The organism is Seongchinamella sediminis, from assembly GCF_003457605.1.
Classification (GTDB): Bacteria; Pseudomonadota; Gammaproteobacteria; order Pseudomonadales; family Halieaceae; genus Halioglobus; species Halioglobus sediminis.
In genome coordinates, this window is sequence record NZ_QRAN01000004.1 from 48,851 (window position 1) to 73,257 (window position 24,407).

At 62.9% G+C, this 24,407-nt stretch carries 23 protein-coding genes; 17 read left to right on the forward strand and 6 right to left on the reverse strand.

Features of this window, described 5'->3' with window-relative positions; genetic code table 11:
- The first annotated feature begins 7 nt into the window (after window positions 1-7).
- Window positions 8-1,315 carry a spinster family MFS transporter gene (locus tag DWB85_RS04885; protein WP_239017221.1) on the forward strand — a complete coding sequence of 436 codons (1,308 nt, stop codon included), beginning with the start codon at window positions 8-10 and terminating at the stop codon, window positions 1,313-1,315.
- Window positions 1,316-1,336: 21 nt separating this feature from the next.
- Here DWB85_RS04885 and DWB85_RS04890 read toward each other — a convergent pair whose 3' ends face one another.
- Window positions 1,337-2,014, reverse strand: a complete 678-nt coding sequence (locus DWB85_RS04890; RefSeq protein ID WP_117953092.1) for an esterase/lipase family protein — start codon at window positions 2,012-2,014, stop codon at window positions 1,337-1,339.
- 202 nt (window positions 2,015-2,216) lie between these two features.
- On the opposite strand from DWB85_RS04890, the gene DWB85_RS04895 reads away from it, so the two are divergent.
- Genes DWB85_RS04895 through DWB85_RS04905 form a run of 3 tightly spaced genes read left to right on the forward strand, consistent with a single transcriptional unit; the run spans window position 2,217 to window position 4,616 of the window.
- Window positions 2,217-2,681 (forward strand): MaoC family dehydratase, encoded by a 465-nt coding sequence (locus tag DWB85_RS04895; RefSeq protein WP_117953093.1) that lies wholly within the window; start codon window positions 2,217-2,219, stop codon window positions 2,679-2,681.
- A gap of 23 nt (window positions 2,682-2,704) precedes the next feature.
- A complete protein-coding gene (locus DWB85_RS04900; RefSeq protein WP_117953094.1) occupies window positions 2,705-3,625 on the forward strand; it encodes an SDR family NAD(P)-dependent oxidoreductase in 921 nt (306 codons plus the stop codon).
- A 10-nt stretch (window positions 3,626-3,635) separates the two neighbouring features.
- Window positions 3,636-4,616, forward strand: a complete 981-nt coding sequence (locus DWB85_RS04905) for an NADPH:quinone oxidoreductase family protein (protein WP_117953095.1) — start codon at window positions 3,636-3,638, stop codon at window positions 4,614-4,616.
- A 30-nt stretch (window positions 4,617-4,646) separates the two neighbouring features.
- Here the strand turns inward: DWB85_RS04905 and DWB85_RS04910 are convergent, their stop codons facing one another.
- The 4 genes from DWB85_RS04910 to DWB85_RS04925 all read right to left on the reverse strand — a co-directional run bounded on the left by DWB85_RS04910 (window position 4,647) and on the right by DWB85_RS04925 (window position 7,150).
- On the reverse strand, window positions 4,647-5,177 hold the full coding sequence (locus tag DWB85_RS04910) for a retropepsin-like aspartic protease family protein (RefSeq protein WP_117953096.1): 531 nt from the start codon (window positions 5,175-5,177) through the stop codon (window positions 4,647-4,649).
- Between the two features lie 15 nt (window positions 5,178-5,192).
- Window positions 5,193-6,038: a glutathione-dependent disulfide-bond oxidoreductase gene (yghU, locus tag DWB85_RS04915; RefSeq protein ID WP_117953097.1), complete on the reverse strand. Its 846-nt coding sequence runs from the start codon at window positions 6,036-6,038 to the stop codon at window positions 5,193-5,195.
- Entirely contained in the window at window positions 6,035-6,859 is an 825-nt protein-coding gene (locus DWB85_RS04920) for a crotonase/enoyl-CoA hydratase family protein (RefSeq protein ID WP_117953098.1), read from the reverse strand. The genes yghU and DWB85_RS04920 overlap by 4 nt, the downstream gene beginning before the upstream one ends.
- A 69-nt stretch (window positions 6,860-6,928) precedes the next feature.
- Window positions 6,929-7,150, reverse strand: a complete 222-nt coding sequence (locus DWB85_RS04925; protein ID WP_239017222.1) for a LysR substrate-binding domain-containing protein — start codon at window positions 7,148-7,150, stop codon at window positions 6,929-6,931.
- Between the two features lie 228 nt (window positions 7,151-7,378).
- Between DWB85_RS04925 and DWB85_RS04930 the strand changes: the two genes are divergently transcribed.
- The 13 genes from DWB85_RS04930 to DWB85_RS04990 all read left to right on the forward strand — a co-directional run bounded on the left by DWB85_RS04930 (window position 7,379) and on the right by DWB85_RS04990 (window position 22,976).
- Window positions 7,379-8,485, forward strand: a complete 1,107-nt coding sequence (locus DWB85_RS04930; RefSeq protein ID WP_117953099.1) for an S-(hydroxymethyl)glutathione dehydrogenase/class III alcohol dehydrogenase — start codon at window positions 7,379-7,381, stop codon at window positions 8,483-8,485.
- Between the two features lie 10 nt (window positions 8,486-8,495).
- A complete protein-coding gene (gene fghA / locus DWB85_RS04935; protein ID WP_117953100.1) occupies window positions 8,496-9,329 on the forward strand; it encodes an S-formylglutathione hydrolase in 834 nt (277 codons plus the stop codon).
- A gap of 108 nt (window positions 9,330-9,437) precedes the next feature.
- On the forward strand, window positions 9,438-9,911 hold the full coding sequence (locus tag DWB85_RS04940; protein WP_239017223.1) for a formate dehydrogenase subunit gamma: 474 nt from the start codon (window positions 9,438-9,440) through the stop codon (window positions 9,909-9,911).
- Window positions 9,908-11,437, forward strand: a complete 1,530-nt coding sequence (locus tag DWB85_RS04945; RefSeq protein ID WP_117953101.1) for an NADH-ubiquinone oxidoreductase-F iron-sulfur binding region domain-containing protein — start codon at window positions 9,908-9,910, stop codon at window positions 11,435-11,437. Before DWB85_RS04940 ends, DWB85_RS04945 begins: the two co-directional genes overlap by 4 nt.
- A 14-nt stretch (window positions 11,438-11,451) precedes the next feature.
- Entirely contained in the window at window positions 11,452-14,301 is a 2,850-nt protein-coding gene (fdhF, locus tag DWB85_RS04950; RefSeq protein ID WP_117953102.1) for a formate dehydrogenase subunit alpha, read from the forward strand.
- Window positions 14,294-15,097: a formate dehydrogenase accessory sulfurtransferase FdhD gene (gene fdhD / locus DWB85_RS04955; protein WP_117953103.1), complete on the forward strand. Its 804-nt coding sequence runs from the start codon at window positions 14,294-14,296 to the stop codon at window positions 15,095-15,097. The genes fdhF and fdhD overlap by 8 nt, the downstream gene beginning before the upstream one ends.
- Window positions 15,097-15,321: a formate dehydrogenase subunit delta gene (locus DWB85_RS04960; RefSeq protein ID WP_117953104.1), complete on the forward strand. Its 225-nt coding sequence runs from the start codon at window positions 15,097-15,099 to the stop codon at window positions 15,319-15,321. Before fdhD ends, DWB85_RS04960 begins: the two co-directional genes overlap by 1 nt.
- Before the next feature lie 20 nt (window positions 15,322-15,341).
- Window positions 15,342-16,067, forward strand: a complete 726-nt coding sequence (locus tag DWB85_RS04965) for an SIMPL domain-containing protein (protein ID WP_117953105.1) — start codon at window positions 15,342-15,344, stop codon at window positions 16,065-16,067.
- A 62-nt stretch (window positions 16,068-16,129) separates the two neighbouring features.
- Window positions 16,130-17,611, forward strand: a complete 1,482-nt coding sequence (locus DWB85_RS04970; RefSeq protein ID WP_117953106.1) for a glutamate-cysteine ligase family protein — start codon at window positions 16,130-16,132, stop codon at window positions 17,609-17,611.
- Entirely contained in the window at window positions 17,608-18,642 is a 1,035-nt protein-coding gene (locus DWB85_RS04975) for a M14 family metallopeptidase (RefSeq protein WP_117953107.1), read from the forward strand. Before DWB85_RS04970 ends, DWB85_RS04975 begins: the two co-directional genes overlap by 4 nt.
- A 26-nt stretch (window positions 18,643-18,668) precedes the next feature.
- Complete coding sequence (locus DWB85_RS04980) at window positions 18,669-19,583, forward strand: LLM class F420-dependent oxidoreductase (RefSeq protein WP_117953108.1); 915 nt, start codon at window positions 18,669-18,671, stop codon at window positions 19,581-19,583.
- A 117-nt stretch (window positions 19,584-19,700) separates the two neighbouring features.
- Window positions 19,701-20,225 carry a winged helix-turn-helix transcriptional regulator gene (locus DWB85_RS04985; protein ID WP_117953109.1) on the forward strand — a complete coding sequence of 175 codons (525 nt, stop codon included), beginning with the start codon at window positions 19,701-19,703 and terminating at the stop codon, window positions 20,223-20,225.
- A gap of 174 nt (window positions 20,226-20,399) precedes the next feature.
- Complete coding sequence (locus DWB85_RS04990; protein WP_117953110.1) at window positions 20,400-22,976, forward strand: TonB-dependent receptor plug domain-containing protein; 2,577 nt, start codon at window positions 20,400-20,402, stop codon at window positions 22,974-22,976.
- 62 nt (window positions 22,977-23,038) lie between these two features.
- On the opposite strand, the gene DWB85_RS04995 is transcribed toward DWB85_RS04990, so the two are convergent.
- On the reverse strand, window positions 23,039-24,313 hold the full coding sequence (locus DWB85_RS04995) for an O-acetylhomoserine aminocarboxypropyltransferase/cysteine synthase family protein (protein WP_117953111.1): 1,275 nt from the start codon (window positions 24,311-24,313) through the stop codon (window positions 23,039-23,041).
- Between the last annotated feature and the right edge of the window lie 94 nt (window positions 24,314-24,407).

The following is a 24,407-nucleotide window of genomic DNA, read 5'->3' on the forward strand; positions in this document are numbered from 1 at the left end:
AAATGCCATGAGTTCTACAGCCGGTGCCCCTCCGGGCGAGCCGATCAGCGGCAGGGCGGCAGGCTACGGCCTGTTCATGCTGACCCTGGTGTACGCGTTCAACTTTGTCGACCGCCAGATCCTGGTCATCCTCCAGGAGCCGATCAAGAATGATATGGGGCTGTCGGACGCCCAGCTCGGCCTGCTGAGCGGCTTTTCCTTTGCCCTGGTGTACATCACTGCCGGCATTCCCATCGCCTACTGGGCGGATCGCAGTAACCGGCGCAATATCATTGCCCTGGCGCTGTCCGTCTGGAGCGGGATGACGGCGCTTTCGGGGCTGGCCCAGAACTATACCCAGCTGCTGCTGGCGCGCATCGGGGTGGGCATTGGCGAGGCCGGCGGCAGCCCGCCGGCGCACTCGATGATCAGCGACTATTACCCGCCGGAGAAGCGCGCTACCGCCATGGCGATCTACTCGACCGGGGTGCACCTGGGGGTGCTGCTGGGCTTTATCGTCGGTGGCGTTGTCAGCCAGATCTATGGATGGCGTATTGCGTTTTTCGCCGTTGGCATCCCGGGTATCGCGCTCGCGGTGGTTTTCCTGCTCACGGTCAGGGAGCCGGTCCGCGGGCACTGGGACGATGCGGCGGCCAGACTGAACAGGCCCAGCCTGAAACAGACGCTGGCTCACCTGTCCTCGGTGCCCACCTTCTGGTATCTCGCTCTGGCGGCGGGCGTGACCGCCTTCGCCGGTTACGGCAATGGCAACTTTGCCCCCTCCTACCTGATCCGCAACCACGGCTTCAGCGTCGGCGAGGTCGGGGTGATCCTGGCGCTGCTTGGCGGTGGCGGCGGCATGCTGGGCACCTTCCTGGGCGGCTATCTGGCGGACAGGCTGGGGGTGGGGGACCGGCGCTGGTATCTGTGGTTGCCGGCCCTGGCGGGGGCGCTGACCATACCCCTGGGCTTTCCCTACCTGCTACTGGACAATACCGCGGTGGTCCTCGCGCTGCTGTTCCTGGTCTCGCTCTGTCTCAACACCTACCTCGGTCCCGTCCTCGCCACGGCGCACGCGCTGGTGCCTGCCTCCATGCGGGCCATGGCCTCGGCGGTGCTGTTCTTTGTATTGAACCTGATCGGGCTCGGGCTGGGCCCGCTGACGGTCGGCGTGCTCAGTGATCTCTACCAGGGCAGCCTGGGTACTGACAGCCTGCGCTACGCCATGCTCACGGTGGCGCTGATCAGCAGCCTGGGGGTGGTGTTTTTCATGCTGGGGGCGCGCAAGCTCGAAGCAGACGTCGCACGGGCGAGAGCGCAGGATCCGGAGGCCTGACCCGGGTAGTGTGAACAGGCCCTAGTGCTGCACCAGCTTTTTCGCTACCCAGTACCAGACAACGGGATTGACGTTCAGCCCGATATGACTGCCCGGCACTTCGATATTGTGGACATTGGGGTGAGCACCGCCCTGTCGCGACGTGCGCCAGTTGACGATGCCATCGGCCCGGGTGTAGATCGCGGTGGTCGGCACCGGCGGTGGATCCGGGTTCAGTCGCCCCCGGGGGCTGCCCGGGTTGAGCCTGGCATACAGGCGTGAGGCGTGCGAGGCGTCCTCGTGGCCCGGGCCGAAGGGACTGCCGAGGGTAATGACCTGGCGGATTCCCTGCGACGCCTCCCGGGCGATTTCGCGGGCGTAAATGCCGCCCAGCGAGTGGCCTACCAGCGACACCTGGCCGCCACCGCGCTCGGCCAGGGCGGCGAGGGTGGCGATCAGTCTGTCCTGGTCAAAGCTGGCCACGCCCAGGTTGCGCCCCTGCTGCCAACCCGTCGCCTGGTAACCCAGCTCGCGCAGAAAGCGAATCAGCGGGCCGTTGCCGAGATCATCGCCAAGAAAGCCGGGGAGCACCATGACCGTATGCTGTCGCCGCGCCCTGGGCAGTCGCCGGAGCAGCGGTGTGGTCAGGCGCAGTGCGGCGGCGTCCACCAGGGCGCGCGGTGCATCGCTCAGGGCCAGTGCCAGTGAAGGTGGTCTCATCAGATTGTCCTCGCTCGAATCGCGACGGCGACGCTACCCTTGTAGAGCCGCGCACAATGTAGCCGGCTGGCAATGACCGTAGTATGCGCCGAAACCGCGTTCCCGGGTGTCACCTTGGTGACAGCAGCAGCGGGTCCCGGTTGTTAGTATCTGGGCTCCAAAAATTGCCAATCCCGGCAAGAACACAGATAAGGAAGCATTTATGGCGATTAAAGTCGTACCCGCGGATGAAATGGTCAATGCCGTGGGCAGCCGCTTCGAGCCCAGTAAATGGATCGAAATCACCCAGGACCGGATCAATACCTTCGCTGACTGTACCGAGGATCACCAGTTCATTCACATTGATGAAGAGGCGGCAAAGAATACGCCGTTCGGCGGCACTATTGCCCACGGCTTTCTTACCCTGTCGTTGCTGAGCAAGATGATAGAAGGCAACGGTGTGATACCCGAAAACATGGCAATGGGACTCAATTACGGCTTCGACAAGGTGCGCTTCCTGGCGCCCGTGCGCGCCGGCAAACGCGTGCGCAGCCACGTTGAGGTGCTCGACGTGACCCGCAAGGACGACAAGCGTTTCCTGATCAAGCAGGGTGTGTCGGTGGAAATCGAGGGTGAGGAAACGCCAGCGCTGGTGGCCGAGTGGCTGTCCATGGTTGTTACGGCTTAGAGAGATAAGGGGGAGAAACGAGAATGTCTATTCGCTATGACGGCAAAGTTGCCATTGTTACCGGCGCCGGCCAGGGCCTGGGGCGCAGTCACGCTGTTGAACTGGCCAAACGCGGTGCCAAAGTGGTGGTCAATGACCTCGGCGGCAGCGTCGACGGCTCCGGTGCCGGTTCCGAGGCAGCCCGGTCCGTGGTCGCCGAAATCGAGGCGCTGGGTGGCGAGGCTATCGCCAATGGCGCCAACGTTGCCCGCTACGATGAGGTGCAGGCCATGGTCACACAGGCCATGGACAAGTGGGGCCGGGTGGACATCCTGGTCAACAACGCCGGCATCCTGCGCGACAAGAGCTTCGCCAAGGGTGAACTCGAGGACTTCAGGCTGGTGCTTGACGTGCACCTGATGGGCACCGTCAACTGCACCAAGGCCTGCTGGGACATCATGCGCGACCAGGGCTATGGCCGTATTGTGGTCACCACCTCCTCCTCGGGCCTGTATGGCAACTTCGGCCAGACCAACTACGGCAGCGCCAAGATGGGAGTAATCGGCCTCATGAACACCCTGGTACAGGAGGGTGGCAAATACGATATCCGGGTCAATGCGCTGGCGCCCACCGCCGGAACCCGGATGACCGAGGGCCTGATTCCGGAAGAGGCCTTCGCCCTGCTGACTCCGGAAACCGTTACCCCCGCCGTACTGTACATGGTCAGCGAGGACGCACCCAACAAGACCATCGTCTGCGCCGGCGCCGGCGCCTACGCCGTGGCCAGGATCGTCGAAACCGACGGGGTATGGCTGAAACCGGAGGAGCAGACGCCAGAGGGGATCGCCGCCCACTGGGATGAGATCAGCTCGCCCGAGGGAGAGCGCCAGCCGGAAGCCGGTTTTGAGCAAACGGTTAAATTCACCGGCAAAGCCATGCAAGGTCTCGGCCTGGTGGACAAATAGGAGCAAGAGAATGAAAGCAGTAGTTTGTAAGGAACACGGCCTGCCGGAAAAACTGGAACTGGTCACCGACTGGCCGCAGCCGGAAATGGGTGAGCACGATGTGCTGATCGATGTGCATGCGGCGGGGCTGAATTTCCCGGATGTGTTGATGATCCAGGGCAAGTACCAGACCCAGCCCGACATGCCGTTTATTCCCGGCGGTGAGTCCGCTGGCGTCGTCAGTGCAGTGGGCAGCGAGGTCAGCCGCTTCAAGCCCGGCGACAAGGTGGTGGCCATGGGAGGCGCAGGCGCCTTCAGTGAGCAGGTGGTTGCCAACGAGTTCGGGGTTTTTCCCATGCCCGAGGGGCTGAGCTTTGAGCAGGCTGCCGGGGTGAGCATTACCTATTTCACCTCCTACTATGCGCTCAAGCAGCGGGCCAATATCCAGCCCGGCGAGACATTGCTGGTACTGGGCGCCGCCGGCGGCGTGGGTGCCACGGCGGTGGAACTGGGCAAGCTGATGGGAGCAACAGTTATCGCGGCGGCCAGTTCCGCTGAAAAGCTGGAACTGTGCAAGCAACTGGGCGCCGACGAGTTGATCAACTATTCCGAGGAGTCGCTCAAGGACCGTGTGAAGGAACTGACCGGCGGCAAGGGCGTGGATGTGGTTTACGATCCCGTGGGCGGCGATTACGCCGAGCCGGCGGTGCGCAGTATGGCCTGGAAAGGTCGCTACCTGGTGATCGGTTTTGCCAGCGGGCCGATACCGGCGATTCCGCTAAACCTCACCCTGCTCAAGGGCTGCTCCCTGGTGGGTGTATTCTGGGGTCGCTTTGCCGGCGAGGAACCGGAGCAAAACCTGAAGAATATTCACGCGCTGTGGGAGCTGTTCTCCGCCGGCAAACTCAACCCGGTGGTGACCGACGTGTTCCCCATCGAACAGTACGAGGATGCCTTCAACTGTCTCATTGAGCGCAGGGCCAGGGGCAAGGTGATACTCACCATGCGCTGACTGTGTTCCGGCCAGCGCGGTGCGTCCGTACTATGGGTACTGCCTGAGGATCAGGCTGTCACCGCGCTGGCTGAATTCAATGTGTTTGAGGAAGGACATGCCCAGCAGGATTTCGTCCATGGCCAGGCCGGGCGCGATGCCGGCCTGGACATTGCGCAATTCGATGTCGCCGACCGCCACGCTGTCCAGGGTCGCCGCGTAACTGGTTGAAACACCGTTGGCGGTCTGGGTGCGGTAGGGCCGGCCACGGGGAATTTGCAGCCGCCGGGCCACCGCTTCGGGAATGGCGACCCCGGTGGCGCCGGTATCCAGCATGAAGGTTACCGGTTTGCCGTTGATGCTTCCCGTGGTCACGTAGTGACCGAAGCGGTTGCGCTGCAGCACCACCTCGCGAATGCCTTCCGTCGAATAGCGGGTTTCCAGTTGCTGGTTGGGATTGAACTGTCTTTCCAGGACATCGCCGAAGAACAGCACGCCGAGCCCCAGCAGCACCACCCAGGCCATGATCATCATGCCCAGGCCCATGCGTTTCTGTTCCCTGATTGGGTCCGGCGAGGTCACGGTACAGCCCCAGGCTCAGTCCAGGTCGCTGGCGGAGTGACGCTCGGGTACCCGCAGTTCCTCGGGGCCCCAGACACGATTCACCCGTTCACCGCGCTGCACCGCGGGGCGGGCGGCGATTTTCCCGGCCCAGGCCTTGACCTGGGTGTAGCCGTCCACCTGCAAAAACTCCTGGGCGTCGTAAATCTCCCCGGTAACCAGTACCCCGTACCAGGGGTACACGGCCATGTCGGCGATACTGTAGTCCTCACCGGCGAGATAGGGAGCCTGCGCCAGGCGCTGGTCGAGCACGTCGAGCTGGCGTTTTACCTCCATGGCGTAACGGTTGATGGGGTACTCGTATTTTTCCGGCGCATAGGCGTAGAAGTGTCCGAAGCCGCCACCCAGGAAGGGCGCGCTACCCATTTGCCAGAACAGCCAGGACAGGCACTCGGCGCGTGCCGGCTGTGCCGCCGGCAGGAAGGCGTCAAATTTTTCCGCCAGGTACATCAGGATGGCGCCGGACTCAAAGACCCGCGTAGGTGACTCAGTGCTGTGGTCCACCAGGGCGGGAATCTTGGAGTTGGGGTTGGCGGCGACAAAGCCGCTGCCAAACTGGTCACCTTCGCTGATGTTGATCAGCCAGGCATCGTATTCCGCCGCTGTTTTGCCCAGCGCGAGCACTTCTTCCAGCATGATCGTGACCTTGACCCCGTTGGGCGTGGCCAGCGAATAAAGCTGCAGGGGCTGTTCGCCCACGGGTAAGTCCTTGTCGTGGGTGGCGCCGGCGACCGGCCGATTGATGTTGGCGAAGCGGCCGCCGCTCTCGCTGTCCCAGGTCCACACGGGTGGTGGGGTGTAGCCGGTTTCGTTGTTGCTCATAAGTTGTCCAGGTCCTCAAAGGTTGCAATGTGCCGCGGTGTATAGTTGCCGGAGCGGCCCTCCATACCCGCCATTACCGACTCCAGCTGGTTGGGCTTGCCCATGGTGCGGTCCTGCAGTCTTTCCTCCAGCCGCAGGCCCGCAAGATGGTCACCGTGCCAGCTGTTGTCCAGCAAGTACTTGCCGTGGGTGATTGCATCCGGGTTGCGGCCGGCAATGCCCGCTGCCATGTCCAGTGCGGCGGCAAGCGGATCGTCAGCGAGCCGGGTGACGAGGCCGAGGTCGGCGGCCTCGCTTCCCTCTACGACCCTGCCGGTGAAAGTGAGTTCCTTGGCCACATCCAGTCGCACCAGGTCGCGCAGGGTCTGGGAGGCGCTCATGTCAGGAACAAGCCCCCATTTTATTTCCATCAGCGAGACTCGGGTGTCGGGATGGGCGATGCGGATATCGGCGCCCAGGGCAATCTGGAGCCCGCCGCCATAGGCGACCCCGTGCAGGGCGCAGATGACCGGCACCGGTACGGACTTCCAGGCGTAGGCGGGCAACTGGTAAAAGTTGGGCCAGAATCCACCCCTGCCGGCACCAAAAAAATCGTCATTCGGGTCACTGTTGGCGAAATTCTCCAGGTCCAGGCCGGCGCAGAACGCCCGCCCTTCGCCCGACAGCACCGCGGCGCGCACATTCCGGTCGCCGGCGACCTCCCGGCCGGCGGCAGTGATGGCCTCGAACATGGCCATGCTGAGCGCATTCATTTTTTCCGGCCGATTGAGCCGGACGTGGGCGACGTGGTCCTGGATATCGATGGTGACCAGATCAGACATTGCGATTCTCCGCTGCGGTTGTCAGAAAAGAGACTGAGTATACAGATTCGGTCGGGATGTGTTCAGCGCTTACCGGTTAAACCTGTCCGCCAGGAAATTAACGAACAGGCGCACCTTGGCCGAGAGGTGACGATTGTGGGGATACACCGCCCAGACGCCGCTGTCGGTGGGCCGGTAAGCCTCCAGCACCGGCACCAGCGTGCCCTGCTGGATGTCGTGCCCGAGATAGAAACCGGGCAGCTGTACCAGTCCCAGCCCGGGTGAAACTGCCCAGGCGGACGACCCGCTCAAAGGCTTCTATACTCTCCCAACGATGTGTTGCCATGATTGGCCCCTTGATTGTTGCTGTGGTGCAACAGTGACTTGCAGAATAGGGTGTTTATCTTGCATATGGTAGCTAATTACACTGAGGAATCTCTGGTTAATGTCATTCTGACGGAAGCCAGAATCCCTAGTTGGAAATGATCACAATTGCCCTGAGTTTATTTGCAACAGCTGCAAAACCGAGAGGAGAGCCCGATGAAAACACGTGCCGCGGTGGCCTTTGAGGCCGGCAAACCACTGGAAATATGCGATGTCGACCTGGAGGGACCCCGCGCGGGTGAGGTCCTGGTGGAGATCAAGGCAACCGGTGTCTGCCACACCGATGCCTTTACCCTGTCCGGCGACGACCCGGAGGGTGCCTTTCCCGCCATCCTCGGTCACGAGGGGGCTGGTGTGGTGGTGGATGTGGGCCCCGGGGTCAGTTCCCTGAAACCGGGCGACCACGTTATTCCCCTGTACACCCCCGAGTGCCGCCAATGTGATTTCTGCCTGCACCCGAAAACCAACCTGTGCCAATCCATTCGTGAAACCCAGGGGCGCGGGGTGATGCCGGACGGCAGCAGCCGCTTTTCCCTGGACGGCAAACCCATCCTGCACTACATGGGCTGTTCCACTTTCGCCAATCACACGGTACTGCCGGAAATTGCCCTGGCCAGGGTGCGGGAGGACGCTCCCTTCGACAAAATCTGCTACATCGGTTGCGGCGTGACCACTGGCATTGGCGCCGTCGCCTTCACCATGAAGGTCGAGCCAGGCTCGACAGTCGCGGTGTGGGGGCTGGGCGGTATCGGCCTGAACGTGATCCAGGGCGCGAAGATGGTTGGCGCCTCGCGGATCATCGGCGTTGACCTGAATCCTGACAAGGTGGCCCTGGCCAGGAAGTTCGGCATGACCGACTTCGTCAACCCGAAAGACGTGGATGATGTGGTAGGGCACCTGGTGGAGATGACCGGCGGCGGCCTGGACTACACCTTCGAGTGTATCGGCAACGTCAACACCATGCGCCAGGCGCTGGAGGCCTGTCACAAGGGCTGGGGCGAGAGCTGCATTGTCGGTGTGGCCGGCGCCGGCCAGGAAATTTCCACCCGACCCTTCCAACTGGTGACCGGTCGCAGCTGGAAAGGCACCGCTTTCGGCGGCGCCCGCGGCCGCACCGATGTGCCCCGAATCGTCGACTGGTACATGGACGGGCGGATCAATATCGACGACCTCATTACCCACACCATGCCGCTGGAGGATATCAACAAGGCGTTTGACCTGATGCACTCGGGCGAGAGCATTCGCTCTGTGGTCCTGTACTGAGGCAGAACTGATGGAAATAATCGCTGAAAACCGCTGTTTTGATGGCCGCCAGCTGCGCTACCGGCACCGGTCCACCGCGCTCAGCTGTGACATGAACTTCTCCGTTTACCTGCCGCCGCAGGCCGAGCGGGGGCGGGTGCCGGTGCTCTACTGGCTGTCGGGGCTGACCTGTACCGATGAAAACTTCGTTACCAAGGCCGGCGCCCAGCGTTACGCCGCCGAGTTCGGCCTGGCGGTGGTGGCGCCGGATACCAGTCCCCGGGGGGAGGGTGTACCCGATGACCCGGAGGGCGCCTGGGATTTTGGTCTCGGTGCCGGCTTTTACCTCAACGCCACCGAGGAACCCTGGGCAAGGCACTATCGCATGTATGACTACGTGGTCAGCGAATTGCCGGCACTGCTGGCGGACGCCTGTCCGCTTGATGCAACGCGCACGGCGATATCCGGCCATTCCATGGGTGGTCACGGCGCTCTCACCATCGCCCTGAAAAACCCGGGGCGATTCCGGTCGGTGTCGGCGTTTGCGCCGATCAGCTCGCCGTCAGCCTGTCCCTGGGGCCAGAAGGCACTGGCTAATTACCTCGGTGACAATCGGGACGCCTGGGCCGTCCACGACAGCTGTGCGCTGCTGCGCAGGGCCGAAGAAAAACTGCCGGCGCTGGTGGACCAGGGCGATGCCGACAATTTCCTGGCGGAACAGTTGCAGCCGGAACTGCTGCAGCAGGCGGCCAGTGAGAATGATTATCCGCTGGAGCTGAGAATGCAGCCGGGCTACGACCACAGCTATTTTTTTATCGCCAGTTTTATCGGTGACCATATCGCCTTCCACGCGGCGCACCTGTGAGCGGGCGGGGCGCCTGACGGCGCCCCGGTTTTGGGCCATACTGCTAGGGTCCGGCACAATCAGTGTGAGCGGCCCCCAGAATTCTACAGGCGCTTAAGCGAGGCATCATTGGAAACCGAAAGACTGCTGGCCCAATTGCTGTGCCAGTACCAGGACACCCCCGGGGGCCTGCTGCCCCTGCTGCAGGACATCCAGGAAGACCTGGGCTACATTCCCCCTGAATCAATCCCCGCCATTGCCGAGGTCATGAACCTGTCGGCGGCGGAGGTGCACGGGGTGATCAGCTTTTATCACGATTTCCGCACCCGGCCCGGTGCCCGGCACTTGCTGCAGGTCTGCGCCGCCGAATCCTGCCAGGCCAGCGGCGGACGGGAACTGGAACAGGTGGCCAGGGACACCCTGGGCGTGGACTTCGGAGAGAAAAGCGCAGACGGGGCCATAGAGCTGGGCAGGGTTTACTGTCTTGGCAACTGCGCCTGCTCGCCCTCGGTACGCATAGACAACGAGACCTACGCGCGGCTGGATGGCGAGGGCCTGAAGGCTCTCATCGCCGGGCTGCGCCCGGGGGAGGGCAGCGCATGAGTGTGCGCTACTTTGTGCCTCGCGATACCACGGCGCTGGCGGTCGGCGCCGAGGCCGTTGCGGCGGCGGTAGCCAGCGCAATTGCCGCCGTCGGGAATGACGCCACCCTGGTCAGGAATGGTTCCCGCGGGGCCTTCTGGCTGGAGCCATTGCTGGAGATTGAGGAGGGCGGCGAGCGCGTCGGCTTTGGCCCGGTGGTCGCCGCCGAGGTGCCGGCGCTACTGGCACTGGCGCCGGCGGACCGGCCCCGGCACCCGCGTTACCTGGGTAAACCCGAGGAGCACCCCTGGTTCGCGGGCCAGCAGCGGCTGACCTTTGCCCGCGCCGGGGTGGAGGACCCCCTGTGCCTGGAATCATACCTTGCCCGTCACGGTTTCGACGGCCTGGAACACGCCTTGCATCTGCCCCCGGAGGACATTGTCGACGAGATCACCCGCTCCGGCCTGCGCGGCCGCGGCGGCGCCGCTTTCCCGGCCGGGATCAAGTGGCGGACGGTGCTCGATGCCCCGGGCAGCGAAAAGTTTATCGCCTGCAACGCCGACGAGGGTGACTCCGGCACTTTTGCCGACCGCCTGCTGATGGAGAGCGATCCCTACCAGCTCATCGAGGGCATGGTTATCGCCGGCCTCGCGGTGGGCGCCCGCCAGGGTTACATCTATCTGCGCTCGGAGTACCCCCACACCTGGGAGGTCCTGCACCGGGCCATCGCCAAGGCCGAGGCGGCGGGCTATCTCGGCACCGATATCTGCTCCTCGGGCAGGGACTTCAGGCTGGAACTGCGCCAGGGCGCGGGGGCCTATATCTGCGGCGAGGAAACCGCCATGCTGGAGAGCCTGGAAGGGCGCCGCGGCGTGGTGCGGTCGAAACCGCCGCTGCCGGCGCTGCAGGGTTTGTTCGGCAAGCCGACGGTGGTCAACAACGTACTCACCCTGGCCGCGGCAGCGACTATCATGGCCGATGGTGCCGAGGCCTACGCCGCGTTTGGCCGGGATAAGTCGCGGGGCACGCTGACCCTGCAACTGGCGGGCAATGTCCGCCAGGGCGGGCTGATCGAGATTCCCTACGGCGTCACCCTGCGGGAGGTGCTGGCCACCTACGCCGGCGGCACCCGTTCCGGCAGGCCGATGCGGGCCATCCAGGTGGGCGGGCCGCTGGGGGCCTACCTGCACGAATCGCAATGGGATACCCCGCTGGACTACGAGGCCTTCGCCGCCGCCGGCGGCATGCTCGGCCACGGTGGTGTGGTGGTGTTCGATGACACTGTGGACATGGCGCAGCAGGCGCGATTCGCCCTGGCCTTTTGCGCCGTAGAGTCCTGTGGCAAGTGCACACCCTGCCGGCTGGGCTCGGTGCGCGGTACCGAGGTGATGGACAGGATTATCGCCAGGGAAGCCAGCGCGGAGAACATCGAGCTGCTGGCGGATTTATGTGACACCATGGAGCAGGGTTCCCTGTGTGCCATGGGCGGTTTGACGCCGCAGCCGGTGCGCAGTGCCCTGAAATATTTTCCGGAGGACTTTGCCTGAGGCAGGGGAGCGATATGTTGCAGTACTACGAACCGGAAGCGGATTACGGCACTCCGGCGGTGGAATCCGGGGACAGCGTGAGCCTGACCATAGACGGCGTGACCACGGCGGTGCCCGCGGGCACCTCGGTGATGCGGGCCGCGGCCCTGGCGGGTATCAAGGTGCCCCGGCTGTGCGCCACCGACTCCCTCGAGGCCTTCGGTTCCTGCCGTATCTGCCTGGTGGAGATCGAAGGCCGCAAGGGCCTTCCCGCCTCCTGCACCACACCGGTGGAAGCGGGTATGGCGGTACGCACCCAGACCCCGGCACTGGCGAAACTGCGCCGCGGGGTGATGGAGCTGTATATCTCCGATCATCCGCTGGACTGCCTGACCTGTCCCGCCAACGGCGATTGCGAACTGCAGGACACCGCTGGCGAGGTCGGCCTGCGCGAGGTGCGCTACGGCGTCGACGGCGCCAATCACCTGGCCGCGGAAAAAGACCAGTCCAACCCCTATTTCACTTTCGACCCCGCCAGGTGCATTGTCTGCTCCCGCTGCGTGCGCGCCTGCGAGGAAACCCAGGGCACCTTTGCCTTGACCATAGAGGGCCGGGGTTTTGATGCCAAAGTCAACCCCGGGGGAGGTGATTTCCTCGGCTCGGAGTGTGTTTCCTGCGGCGCCTGCGTCAGTGCCTGTCCTACTGCCACCCTGACTGAAAACAGCATTATCGAGCAGGGCATTCCCGAGCACACGGTGATTACCACCTGCGCCTACTGCGGCGTTGGCTGCGGCTTCCGGGCCGGGGTCAAGGGTGAGCAGGTGGTGCGGATGACGCCGTGGAAAGCAGGCAAGGCCAACGAGGGGCACGCCTGTGTGAAAGGCCGCTTTGCCTTTGGTTATGCCACCCACCCCGACCGTATTACCAGCCCGATGATACGCGACAGGATCGACCAGCCCTGGCGCAGCGTCAGCTGGGACGCGGCGGTGCGCTTTGCTGCGGAAAAATTCCGCAATATCCAGCAGCAGCACGGGCGCAACAGCATCGGCGCCATTACCTCCAGCCGCTGCACCAATGAGGAGGTGTACCTGGTGCAGAAGCTGGTGCGGGCCGGTTTCGGCAACAACAATGTCGACACCTGCGCCCGGGTCTGTCATTCACCAACGGGTTTCGGGCTCAAGACCACCCTGGGTGAATCCGCCGGCACCCAGACCTTTGCCTCGGTGGAGAAAACCGACGTGGCTATTGTCATGGGCGCCAACCCCACCGAGGCCCACCCGGTGTTCGGCTCCCGGCTGAAGAAACGGCTGCGCCAGGGAGCGAAGCTGATCGTGATTGACCCGCGGCAGATAGAACTGGTGAATGCGCCGCACATTCGCGCGGACTATCACCTGCCGGTCAATCCCGGCGCCAATGTCGCCGTGCTCAACGCCATGGCCCACGTGATTGTCAGCGAGAACCTGCACGATGCGGCCTTTATCGCAAGCCGCTGTGAGCGCCAGGCGTTTGCGGATTGGCGGGCGTTTATCGCCGATCCCGGGCAATCGCCGGAAGCACTGGCGGAGGCCACCGGAGTGGATCCCGCCCTGTTGCGCGAGGCGGCCCGCCTGTACGCCACTGCCGGTAACGGCGCGATCTATTACGGCCTGGGGGTGACAGAACACAGCCAGGGCTCCACTGCGGTCATGGCTATTGCCAACCTGGCGATGCTGACCGGGAACCTCGGCCGCGAGGGGGTGGGCGTCAATCCCATGCGCGGGCAGAACAATGTGCAGGGCTCCTGCGACATGGGCTCCTTTCCCCATGAATTGCCGGGCTACCGGCACATTGCCGACCCGGCCACCCGCGCCCTGTTCGAGACGGACTGGCAGGTGCAGCTGGACCCGGAACCCGGCATGCGTATCCCCAACATGTTTGATGCGGCGGTCGACGGCGAGTTTCGCGGCCTCTACTGCCAGGGGGAAGATGTCGCCCAGTCCGATCCCAACACCCAGCATATCGAGGCCGCGCTCGGTGCCCTGGAGTGCCTGGTGGTGCAGGATATCTTCCTCAACGAAACTGCCAAGTTCGCCCACGTGTTTCTGCCGGGGGCATCCTTCCTGGAAAAGGATGGCACCTTTATCAACGCGGAACGGCGCATCTCCCGGGTCCGCCGGGTGATGACGCCACTGGCGGGCAAGGCCGACTGGGAAGCGACCATGGCCTTTGCCAACGCCCTCGGCTGTGACATGGATTACCGCCACCCGGGGGAGATCATGGCTGAAATCGCCAGGCTCACCCCGACATTCGAGGGGGTCAGCTACGCCCTGCTGGACGAGGTTGGCAGCCTGCAGTGGCCCTGCAACCAGGATGCGCCACTGGGCACGCCGACCATGCACGTGAACGAGTTTGTGCGCGGCCAGGGCTATTTCGCGCTGACCGAGTACCTGCCCACCGACGAGCGCGCCAATCGCCGCTTCCCGCTGTTGCTGACAACCGGGCGCATACTCAGCCAGTACAATGTCGGCGCCCAGACGCGGCGCACGCACAACAGCACCTGGCACGGGGAGGACGTGCTGGAAATCCATGCCCACGATGCCCAGGAGCGGGGCATCAGTGATGGCGACTGGGTCGGCATCCAGAGCCGGGTGGGCACCACTGTCCTGCATGCGAAAATTTCCGGGCGGGTCAAGCCGGGGGTGATTTACACCACCTTCCATCACCCCGTGTCCGGTGCCAATGTGGTGACCACCGACAACTCGGACTGGGCGACCAACTGCCCGGAGTACAAGGTGACCGCGGTCCAGGTCAGCAGGGTCAGTGAACCATCGGCCTGGCAGGCACGGCAGCAACAGCAGGACAGGCACCAGCGCCAGTTGCTCGCCGGGGCCCCGGTGGATGGCTGAATCCACGGTCCGCCTGGCGCGCACGGTCTGGCAACAGGGCCAGCTGCGGTGGGACAGCGATGCGGTGGTCCAGGAGGCACCGGTGGCCCTGGTATACAACGGCATCTCCCACGCGGTGATGATGGCCACCCCGGCGGACCTGGCGGACCTGGCGCTGGGCTTCAGTCTGTCGGAGCGTATCCTGGCCAGTCCCGGGCAGCTGCTGGGTGTGGAAATCGAGCAGCGGGAGCAGGGTCTGGAACTGGCGATGGAGATTACCGCCGAGCCATTTGAAGGGTTGAAGCGGCGCCGCCGCAGCCTTACCGGGCGCAGCGGCTGTGGCCTCTGCGGGGTGGAATCCCTTGCCCAGGCTAGCGTTCCCCCGCGGCGGGTTGAGGCGGATGTCCGCCTCCGTCCGGCTGCCCTGCAGCGGGCCCTCGAGTCCCTGGGGGCGGCGCAGGAACTGCGCGCGCTGACCGGCGGCGTGCATGGCGCCGCCTGGTGCGACCCTCACGGGGATATCCGCTTGCTGCGGGAAGACGTGGGGCGACACAATGCGCTGGACAAATTACTGGGGGCGATGGCGGCACAGGGCAGTGACAGGGCGGGTTTTGTGTTGCTGACCAGTCGCCTCAGTTATGAAATGGTCGCCAAGGCCGCCGCCTGTAATATACCGGTGCTGGCCGCGGTGTCCGCGCCCACCGTGCTGGCGGTAGAACAGGCCATGCAGGCGGGGATTTCCCTGGTGGGCTTCGTGCAGCCCGGGCGCCAGGTCATGTACTGTGGCGAGCAGCGGATCATGGAGGCGGAGGGTTAATGACGGGACAGCAAATCGATCGCCTGGTAAAAATGGCCAACCAGATCGCACTGAACTTTGGTGAACAGCGTAACCTCGATGAGGCGGCCCGCAAAACCGCCGAGCACCTGCAGAAGTTCTGGACGCCGGCCATGCGCCGGCAGTTGTCAGCCTACGCCCGGGAGGGGGGAGACGCGCTCTCGCCCGCCGTGTCGCTGTTGCTGGAACGGCAGCGTAGTCAATAGTCAATAAAGGAGTCTTCATCATGAACAGATTTTGCAAGCCCGCTCACCTGCTGGCAGTAGCGACAACGCTCATCGTGCTGTCACTGGGGGCGCAGGCAGACGACCCGGTAGCGCAGATCAGGGTGTCCGGCGAGGCCGAGACCGCGCTGGCGCCGGACATGGCGTTCCTGCGGCTGACGGTCATGCGCGAGGCGACCAGCGCCCGGGCCGCGCTGGACCAGAATTCTGCGGCTATGGCGGAAGTCATCGCGGCCATGCGCGCGGCGGGTATTGCAGAGAAAGACCTGCAAACCAGTAATTTTTCCATCCAGCCGCGCTACACCTATCCCCAGCCGCGCAACGAGCATCCGCCGAAGCTGGTGGGCTACACAGTGCGCAACAGCCTGCAGGTGAGGCTGCGTGATCTCGACAAACTGGGGGCGCTGCTCGATGAGTCGGTTACCCTGGGTGTCAATGAGGGCGGCAGCGTCCAGTTTGGCAACGAGGATCCCTCGGCCGCGCTGGCCGAGGCGAGAACCCGGGCGGTGCACGACGCCATGACCAAAGCCCGTACCATGGCCGCCGCCGCCGGTGTCGAACTGGGCGAGGTACTGAGCCTGGCAGACCAGGCCCCTGTGCCGATGCCGCAGCACTACCGTATGGAGCGGGCCATGGCTGCCGATGCGGTCGCCGGTGCGGTGCCGGTCATGGCGGGAGAAAACAGCTACCGGGTTGTGGTGCAGATGGTTTATGCCATTAAACAGTAGCCACGGCGAATAGCGATCTATATCAACTACGGGCGCGTCCGGGGAGTCCACAATAAGTAATTATGGGCATAGAGATAGACAAGATAGAATTTTCCGTACCGGACTTTGACGCGTTTTCCGCCAGCCTGGAGGAAAACCTCAATGCGCTATACCAGTTGCTGCAGCGCCCTGACTTTGGCCAGGGCAGCGGCTCTATCGGTGCTGAACTGGAAATGTACCTGGTCGATGACCAGGGTTTTCCCCTTTATGCCAACCAGGAAATCCTGGAGGAGGCAGCCGATCCCTCTTTGACCCTGGAACTCAACCGCTACAACCTGGAGTTCAACCTGCCGCCCTTTGGCCTGGCCGAGCGCCCCTTTGCAGCCACTGAACAAGCCATACTCGAGCGCCTGGCAAGGCTGGGCAAGGTCGCCGCCAGGCGCGGCGGCCGGGTAGTGCCCATCGGTATTCTGCCGACCCTGCGCGATACTGACTTTGGCCCCCATTGCGTGACTGATCGCCGCCGCTATCACGCCCTGGTGCAGCAGTTGATCAAGCGTCGCGGCGGCCACTTCAACATCGATATCAATGGCGAAAATCCGCTGAAGATGACCATGAAAGACATCACCCTGGAAGGGGCCAACACCTCCTTCCAGGTGCATTACCGGGTTGCCCCCGACGCCTTTGCCGATACCTTTAACGCGATCCAGCTGGTAACGCCCCTGGCGCTGGCGATCGGGGCCAATTCGCCGGGTATATTCGGCCATACCCTGTGGGACGAAACGCGCATACCCCTGTTCAAGCAGTCCATCGACACCCGCTATGTCGACCCCTACGGCTGGAAAGAACCCGCCCGGGTTAATTTCGGCCAGGGCTGGGCCCGGCGTGGCGCGGAGGAGCTGTTTCGCGAGGTGGTGCGCATCTACCCGCCACTGCTGCCGCTGTGTAATGGCCGGACCGCCGCCGAGGAAATGGCTGCCGGCCAGGCGCCCTCGCTGGCGGAACTGCGCTTGCACCAGAGCACCGTCTGGTTGTGGAACAGGCCGATTTACGATGACGCCGATAATGGCCACCTGCGCATTGAAATGCGCGCTCTGCCCGCCGGGCCCAGCGCGGTCGACATGGTGGCCAATGCCGCTTTCCTGATCGGGGCAGCGGAGGGACTCAGGCCGGTGATCAATCAGCTGCTGCCGGCCATCCCGTTTCGCAATGCCGAATACAACTTTTATCGCGCGGCCCAGTACGGCCTTGATGCCCGCCTGGTCTGGCCGGAACTGGACCAGTCCGGTTACCGGGAGCAGGCGGTTGTCGATGTGATCAGGCGAATGCTGCCGGTGGCGAGGGCAGGGCTGGAGTCAATGGGGCTGGAGCACAGTGAAATTGAGCACTACATCGGTATTGTGGAAGAGCGCCTGGACAAGCGCCAGTCGGGAGCTGCCTGGCAGCGGCTTAAACTGGCGAAACTGAAGCAGGAGATGTCATCGCGAGAGGCAGCGCATGCCCTGCTGGAGGCGTTTATTGCCCTCAGTGAGAAAAATGTCCCCGTCGCCCGGTGGCCGCTATGAGACGCTTCAAATTCGTCAGGGATCCGCAGCCGGAGGAACTCGGCAATAACGTGACCGAGTTCCTGCGCTGGATGGCCGGCCCCAGCTGTTTCCTGCTGGCAGGAGAGGACGGCTCCCGTACCCGGGCCCTGGTCACCCTGCTGCACGGCAATGAACCCTCGGGGACCATCGCCTTGCACCGCTACCTGCGCAGTGGCCGGCGTCCGGCGGTCAATGTGGTCTGTGTGGTGGCCTCGGTCGGCGCCGCGCTGGAGCAGCCCCTGTTCAGCCACCGGATGTTGCCGCGGGCGCGGGACCTCAATCGCTGTTTCCGCCCACCCTTCGACGACGCCCAGGGAGTGCTGGCCGAGGAGATCCTGGAAATTTTGCGCCTGCACGCCCCGGAGGCTGTGATCGACATGCACAATACCTCCGGCTCCGGTCCCGCGTTTGGCGTTTGTACCTTTATGGACCGTAACCACGAGGCCCTCGTGTCGCTGTTTACCCAGCGCCTGATCATCTCCAGCCTGGGGCTGGGCGCACTGATGGAAATCAGCGAGGACAACTGTCCCACGGTCACCGTGGAGGTAGGGGGACGCCTGGACGAGCAGGCTCATGAGCTGGCTTTCGAGGGGCTATGTCGCTTCTTTGAAGCGCCGGATGTGCTGCGCCCCGGTGACACCGACTGGGGGCTGGAATTATTGCGCGACCCTATCCGGCTGGAACTCAAGGACAATGTGACCCTGACTTACGCCGAGGAGCCCTGCGCCAACTACGACATCACCCTACGGCCCGATATTGAACACCATAATTTCGGCGCGGTCGACACTGACACGGTGCTTGGCTGGGCCAGGGCCGACGCGCCACAGTTGTTTAGCGCCCAGGATGCCGGTGGCCACTGTGCGGTATCGCGCCTGGTGCGTATTGCGGGGGGCAGGTTGTACCCGGCCCAGCCGCTGAAGCTGTTCATGATTACCAACAATGCCGCCATCGCCCACTCGGACTGCCTGTTCTATGCTGTGGCGGACGACGGGTCCACGATTTGTACCTGATTATCAGAGAATGAGAGGAGTTTCTTATGCGTATCGGCCTGTTCAGCGGCACCCACCCCCAGCTCAACCACGACCTGCAGGCGCTGGCCAACTTCGCCAGGGATGCTGAAAGTCGCGGTTTCGACAGTGTCTGGGTGCCGAATATTTTCAGTATCGATGCCATTGGCGCCTGCGCCATCGCCGGCTGGGAAACGGATCATATTGAGCTGGGCACGGCGGTGACCCCGACCTATCCCCGCCACCCCGGCGCGATCGCGCAACAGGCGATGACCACCCAGGCCGCCTGCGGCGGACGGTTTACACTGGGTGTGGGCCTGTCTCACCAGATGGTGATCGAGGGGATGTTCGGCATGTCCTACGACAGGCCTGCACGGCACATGGCCGAGTACCTGCAGGTACTGGCGCCGCTGTTGCGCGGTGAGGCGGCGGATTTCGAGGGCGAGACCCTCAGCGGTAAAATTCAGCTGGATTTGCCGGCGGTGGAACCAGTGCCGCTGTTGGTGGCAGCGCTGGGCCCGGCAATGCTCAAACTGGCCGGCACCGCGGCCCACGGCACCACCACCTGGATGACGGGGCCGAAAACCATTGCCGAGCATATAGCCCCGTCGATCTCAGCGGCGGCGGAGGCAGCCGGCCACGCCGCCCCGCGGATTGTCTGCGGCCTGCCAATTTGCCTGACTGACGATGTCGACGGGGCCAGGGAGATGATCGCTGAGACGCTGAAGATCTATGGCATGCTGCCCTCCTATCGCGCCATGCTCGACCGGGAAGGGGTTTCGGGCCCGGCGGAACTGGCCCTGGTCGGCGATGAAAATCAGCTGCGCGGCGACATCCAGCGGCTGCGGGATGCCGGCGTAACGGATTTCAATGCCGCGATTATTGCCCACGGCGACAGTAACAACGGCATTATGGACCTGCTGCAATCTGAGTTGGCCGCCTAGCGCTGCCAGGTACAGGCGTGTTTTTCAAGGTCCTGGACGCGGCGCGGTCACTCCGCGTTCCAATCCGGGCTTTCTGTGCTAAATTGTTGCGCACAGAGACGAGCGGGGATGCGACCAATGCGCTGGGATGACATAGACAAGCAGGTGTGCTCGGTGGCCCGGTCACTGTCGGTGGTAGGCGAGCGCTGGACCATGTTGATTATCCGCGATGCCTTCCTTGGTACCCGCCGTTTTGACCAGTTCCAGAGCAATCTGGGCATCACCCGCCATCGGCTGTCGGAGCGCCTGGGCAAGCTGGTGGACGCCGGCGTGCTGGTAAAGGTCCCTTATAACGATCGCCCCCTCCGCTATGAGTACCGCCTCACCCGCAAGGGCCTGGGGCTGTACCCGGTGCTGATGAGCCTGGCCCGCTGGGGCGATGAGTGGATGGACGGGGGAGAGGGTGCGCCGCTGGAGTACGTGCACCTCAGGTGCGGCAACAAAACCAGGCCCACCCTGACCTGTAGCGAGTGCAACGAGCCCCTGAAGCCGCAGGAAGTGACGCCACAGTTGGGGCCGGCGCTTGAGCCGCTGGCCGAGTCGCTGGCGGCCGACGGCGATTCGATAAGGGATATTCCCCCGCTGCTGCGCCGGTCCATGTAGCCCGACGGACCGCCGTTTTACCTGGCTGCTCAACGCAGCAGCCTCCGTCAGTGAACTTTTGTTATGAAATAGTTACGTCACATCCGGGTTTATTCTTCAGCGTCCATGGCTAGACTAGAACCGATAATAAAAACTCAGAGTTATAAGAAATCCTAATCGACAGGGAGCATCGCAATGCACACAGTAAACAAGACAATCCTGGCATCGGCCATCATGGCTTTGACACCCACTATCGGGGCGTCGTACGCCAGCGCGCAGGAAAGAATGAACCAGCTCGAAGAGGTGGTTGTCACCGGTACGCGAAAAGAGGGGCTGACGCCAACGGAGACGCTGTCCCCGATCGACCTGATTGGCGGCGAAGTCCTGACCAATCAGGGGGCCTTCGATTTGACCGACTCACTCACCAAAATTGCCCCGTCGCTCAATACCCAGCGGTTTCCAATCGCTGATGGCACCGCCTTCGTGCGGCCGGTTACCCTGCGCAACCTGTCGCCTGATCACACCCTGGTGTTGATGAATGGCACGCGCCGGCACCGTTCCGCGCTGGTCAACCTGCAGTTGGCCCCACTGGGGACGGTGAACCAGGGGTCCCAGGGCGTTGATTTCCAGACCTTCCCAGCCGCCGCCATCAAGCGGGTAGAGGTCCTGCGTGACGGTGCATCGGCCCAGTATGGTTCCGATGCGATTGCCGGGGTGGTCAACGTTATCCTCAAGGATGCCGCTGAAGGCTTCTCCATAAACGGCCAGTATGGCGAGTACCAGGAAGGGGACGGCGAGCGTACCTCGGTTTCTGTCAATGGTGGTCTTGCCCTCGGCGACACCGGTTTCATGAACCTGACCGGTGAATATTCGGAATCTGACACTACCAGCCGCGGCAACGCGCGTCCGGATGCGGCTGCTGTCGGCGATATCGTGGGCGACAGCCAGGTCCCCTACGATGGTCTTGGCCAGCGCTGGGGTGACCCCGAGATTGAAACCTGGAAATTCGCCGCAAATACCGCCTACGCCCTCGGTGATGCCCTGGAGCTATATGGTACGGCTACCTACATGGACCAGGAGACCACCGGTGGTTTCTTCTATCGCGGTCCGGTGTTGCCGGGCGACCTGAACAGGGATCTGCCAGCGCGCACGACACTCAAGATAGATAACGACGGCGATGGCTTTGCCGATGCGGCCTCCCAGAGCCTGGTTGACTCAATTCTCGCCCAGGGCCTGGTGCCGAATGATTATCTGACCGCCAACGGCAACAGTCCCAGTGGTTATGATCTGCTGAACCCGATCCACACCCGTTATCCGGGCGGCTACAGCCCGCTGTTCGGTGCCGATATCACCGACTACGAGGTCGTGTTTGGTGGCCGGGGTGAGTTAATGGACGCGGGACTCAGCTACGATGTCCGCGCCCGCTACGGCGAAAATGAGGTCGAGTACAACCTGGAGGACAGTATCAACCCCAGCCTCGGTGCCTTGTCTCCCACCTCCTTCAACCCGGGCACGCTCACGCAGGAAGAAAGCAGCGTCAACGCCGACTTCGTCAAGACCTTCGACAATTCACCGATCAACCTCGGCTTTGGCGCCGAGTGGCGTAACGAGACATACGTGATCGACCAGGGCGATGCCGCCTCAATTGCCGTCGGCCCGACCTTTGCCGTATTCGGTCTCGGTTCCGATGGTTTCCAGGGTTTTGCCCCGGAATCTTCCGGCGAGTTTGAGAGTGACAGCTGGGCCGCCTATGTGGATCTGGAAACCGACATCACCGAAAACCTGTCTGCTGCGATCGCACTGCGCTACGAAGACTATGACGAGTTTGACGATACCACTGACTGGAAAGTATCAGCCCGCTACGATTTTAGCGACAGCTTTGCGATCCGTGCCACGGCGAATACCGGCTTTCGCGCCCCTTCGCCCGGCCAGGTCAACACGCTTAATGTCACCACTACTGCCGACAGCTCGGGGAACCTGATTCCCACCGGCACCTATCCCGTTGATCATCCTATCTCCCAGGTGCTCGGGTCCGAGCCGCTGGAGGCGGAAGAGTCCAAGAGCTATACGGTAGGTCTGGTATGGACACCGGGTGACCGTTACAACATCACGGTGGATTACTACGACATCAGCATCGACGACCGCCTGGCCCTGGTGCAGAACACCATCAACCAGGAAAACGTTGATGACCTGATTGCCATCGATTACGACAATGCAGAGTTGCTGCTCAATGCTGGCGCCGCGTATTTTGCCAACGGCTTTGACACCAATGTCTCGGGTGTCGATATTGCGGTCAGCACCTGGTACGACCTGGGTGGCGGTACGCTGGTAGCGGATTGGCGTCATAACTGGAACGAGCAGGACATCGACCGTGTCAACAACAGCTCTATCGGTCCCGACCGCGTGTTCGACCTGGAGAATCAGGTGCCGGAAAACAGTTCCGTGCTCACCTTCGACTATGAAAGGGACGCATTCCGCGGACTGGTGCGGGTTAACTATTACGATGAGTGGTCCACTACCGGAGGACTTTTCGGTCCGGGGGACGCCTCGGATGCGACCACCTACGACAGCACTGTGCTGGTTGACCTGGAGTTGAGCTATACCTTCGCCGATCATTATGTCGTTAGCGTCGGTGGGGAGAATATCTTCGACGAGTACCCCGACAGTGAAGCGGATGGCACCCTGGGGTTCCTGGGCGCGGAGTACGCGGTTACGTCACCCTTCGGCTTTAACGGCGCGTTCTGGTACGCTCGCTTCAGCGCAGCCTTCTAGTCGTATCTCTGGTACCTGAAAAGCCCGGCACTGCCGGGCTTTTTTGTGAACTGCCTGACCGCTTATTGTGCGGCGGCCAGCGCCTGCTCAATATCGGCGATGATATCGTCCACATGCTCGATGCCTATGGACAGCCGCACCATATCCTCGCTGACCCCGGCGGAGGCAAGCTCCTCGGGGCTTAATTGCCGGTGGGTGGTGCTGGCAGGATGGCAGGCCAGGGACTTGGCGTCGCCAATGTTCACCAGCCGCAGGATCAACTGCAGGGCGTCGATAAACTTCGTTCCCGCCTCGATACCGCCTTCGATACCGAAACTGAGAATCCCCGCGGCCTTGCCGTCACAGATTTTCTTGCAGGTCTGGTAGTGGGGGCTGTCCTTGAGGCCGGCATAGTTAACCCACTTCACCTGTGGCTGGTCGCGCAGGTACTTGGCAACCTTTTTGGCGTTCTTGCAATGCTGCTTCATCCGCAGGGACAGGGTTTCCAGCCCCTGCATGATAAGGAAGGCATTGTGCGGTGACAGCGCGGCGCCGGTATTGCGCAGTGGCACCACCCGGCAGCGGCCGATAAAGGCGGCGGGGCCAAAACCCTCGGTATACACCACCCCGTGATAGGAGGGGTCGGGGGTGGTCATTACCGAGAAGCGCTCCGGGTGAGCGGCCCAGTCAAATTTGCCTGAATCGACGATAGCGCCGCCAATTGTGGTGCCGTGGCCACCGATGTACTTGGTCAGGGAATGCACCACGATGTCGGCACCGTGATCAAACGCGCGGCAGAGCAGGGGCGTGGCCACCGTGTTGTCGACGATCAGCGGCACACCGGCCTCGTGGGCGATATCCGCCCAGGCCTGGATATCGACAACATTGCCCGCCGGATTGCCGATGGATTCGCAGAACAGGGCGCGGGTGTTGTCGTCGATGAGGGCGCGAACACGGTCGAAGTCGTCCGCATCGGCAAAGCGGGTCTCCAGGCCCTGGCGCGGGAAGGTGTGGGCAAACAGGTTGTAGGTGCCGCCGTATAGCTGGGAGGTGCTGACGATATTGCAGCCGACCTCGGCGATGGCCTCGATGGCATAGCGAATGGCGGCCATGCCGGAGGCGACGGCAAGCGCGCCGACGCCGCCTTCGAGTTCTGCCAGCCGCGCCTCGAGAACCGCATTGGTGGGGTTCATGATGCGGCTGTAGATATTACCCGGTACCGCCAGGTTGAACAGGTCGGCCCCGTGCTGGGTGTTATCAAACGTGAAGGAGGTGGTCTGGTAGATGGGCGTGGTGGCGGCGCGGGTCGATGGATCGCCCTCGTAGCCGGCGTGCAGGGCAATGGTTTCTGGTTTCATGTCGGTCCTTGTGGTCTGTTAGCCAGGGTCCGCAGAGCTTAGCAAACCCCTGCAATTCGGCAAACCGGAAGCTGTACCCGTGGGCTGGAATTCT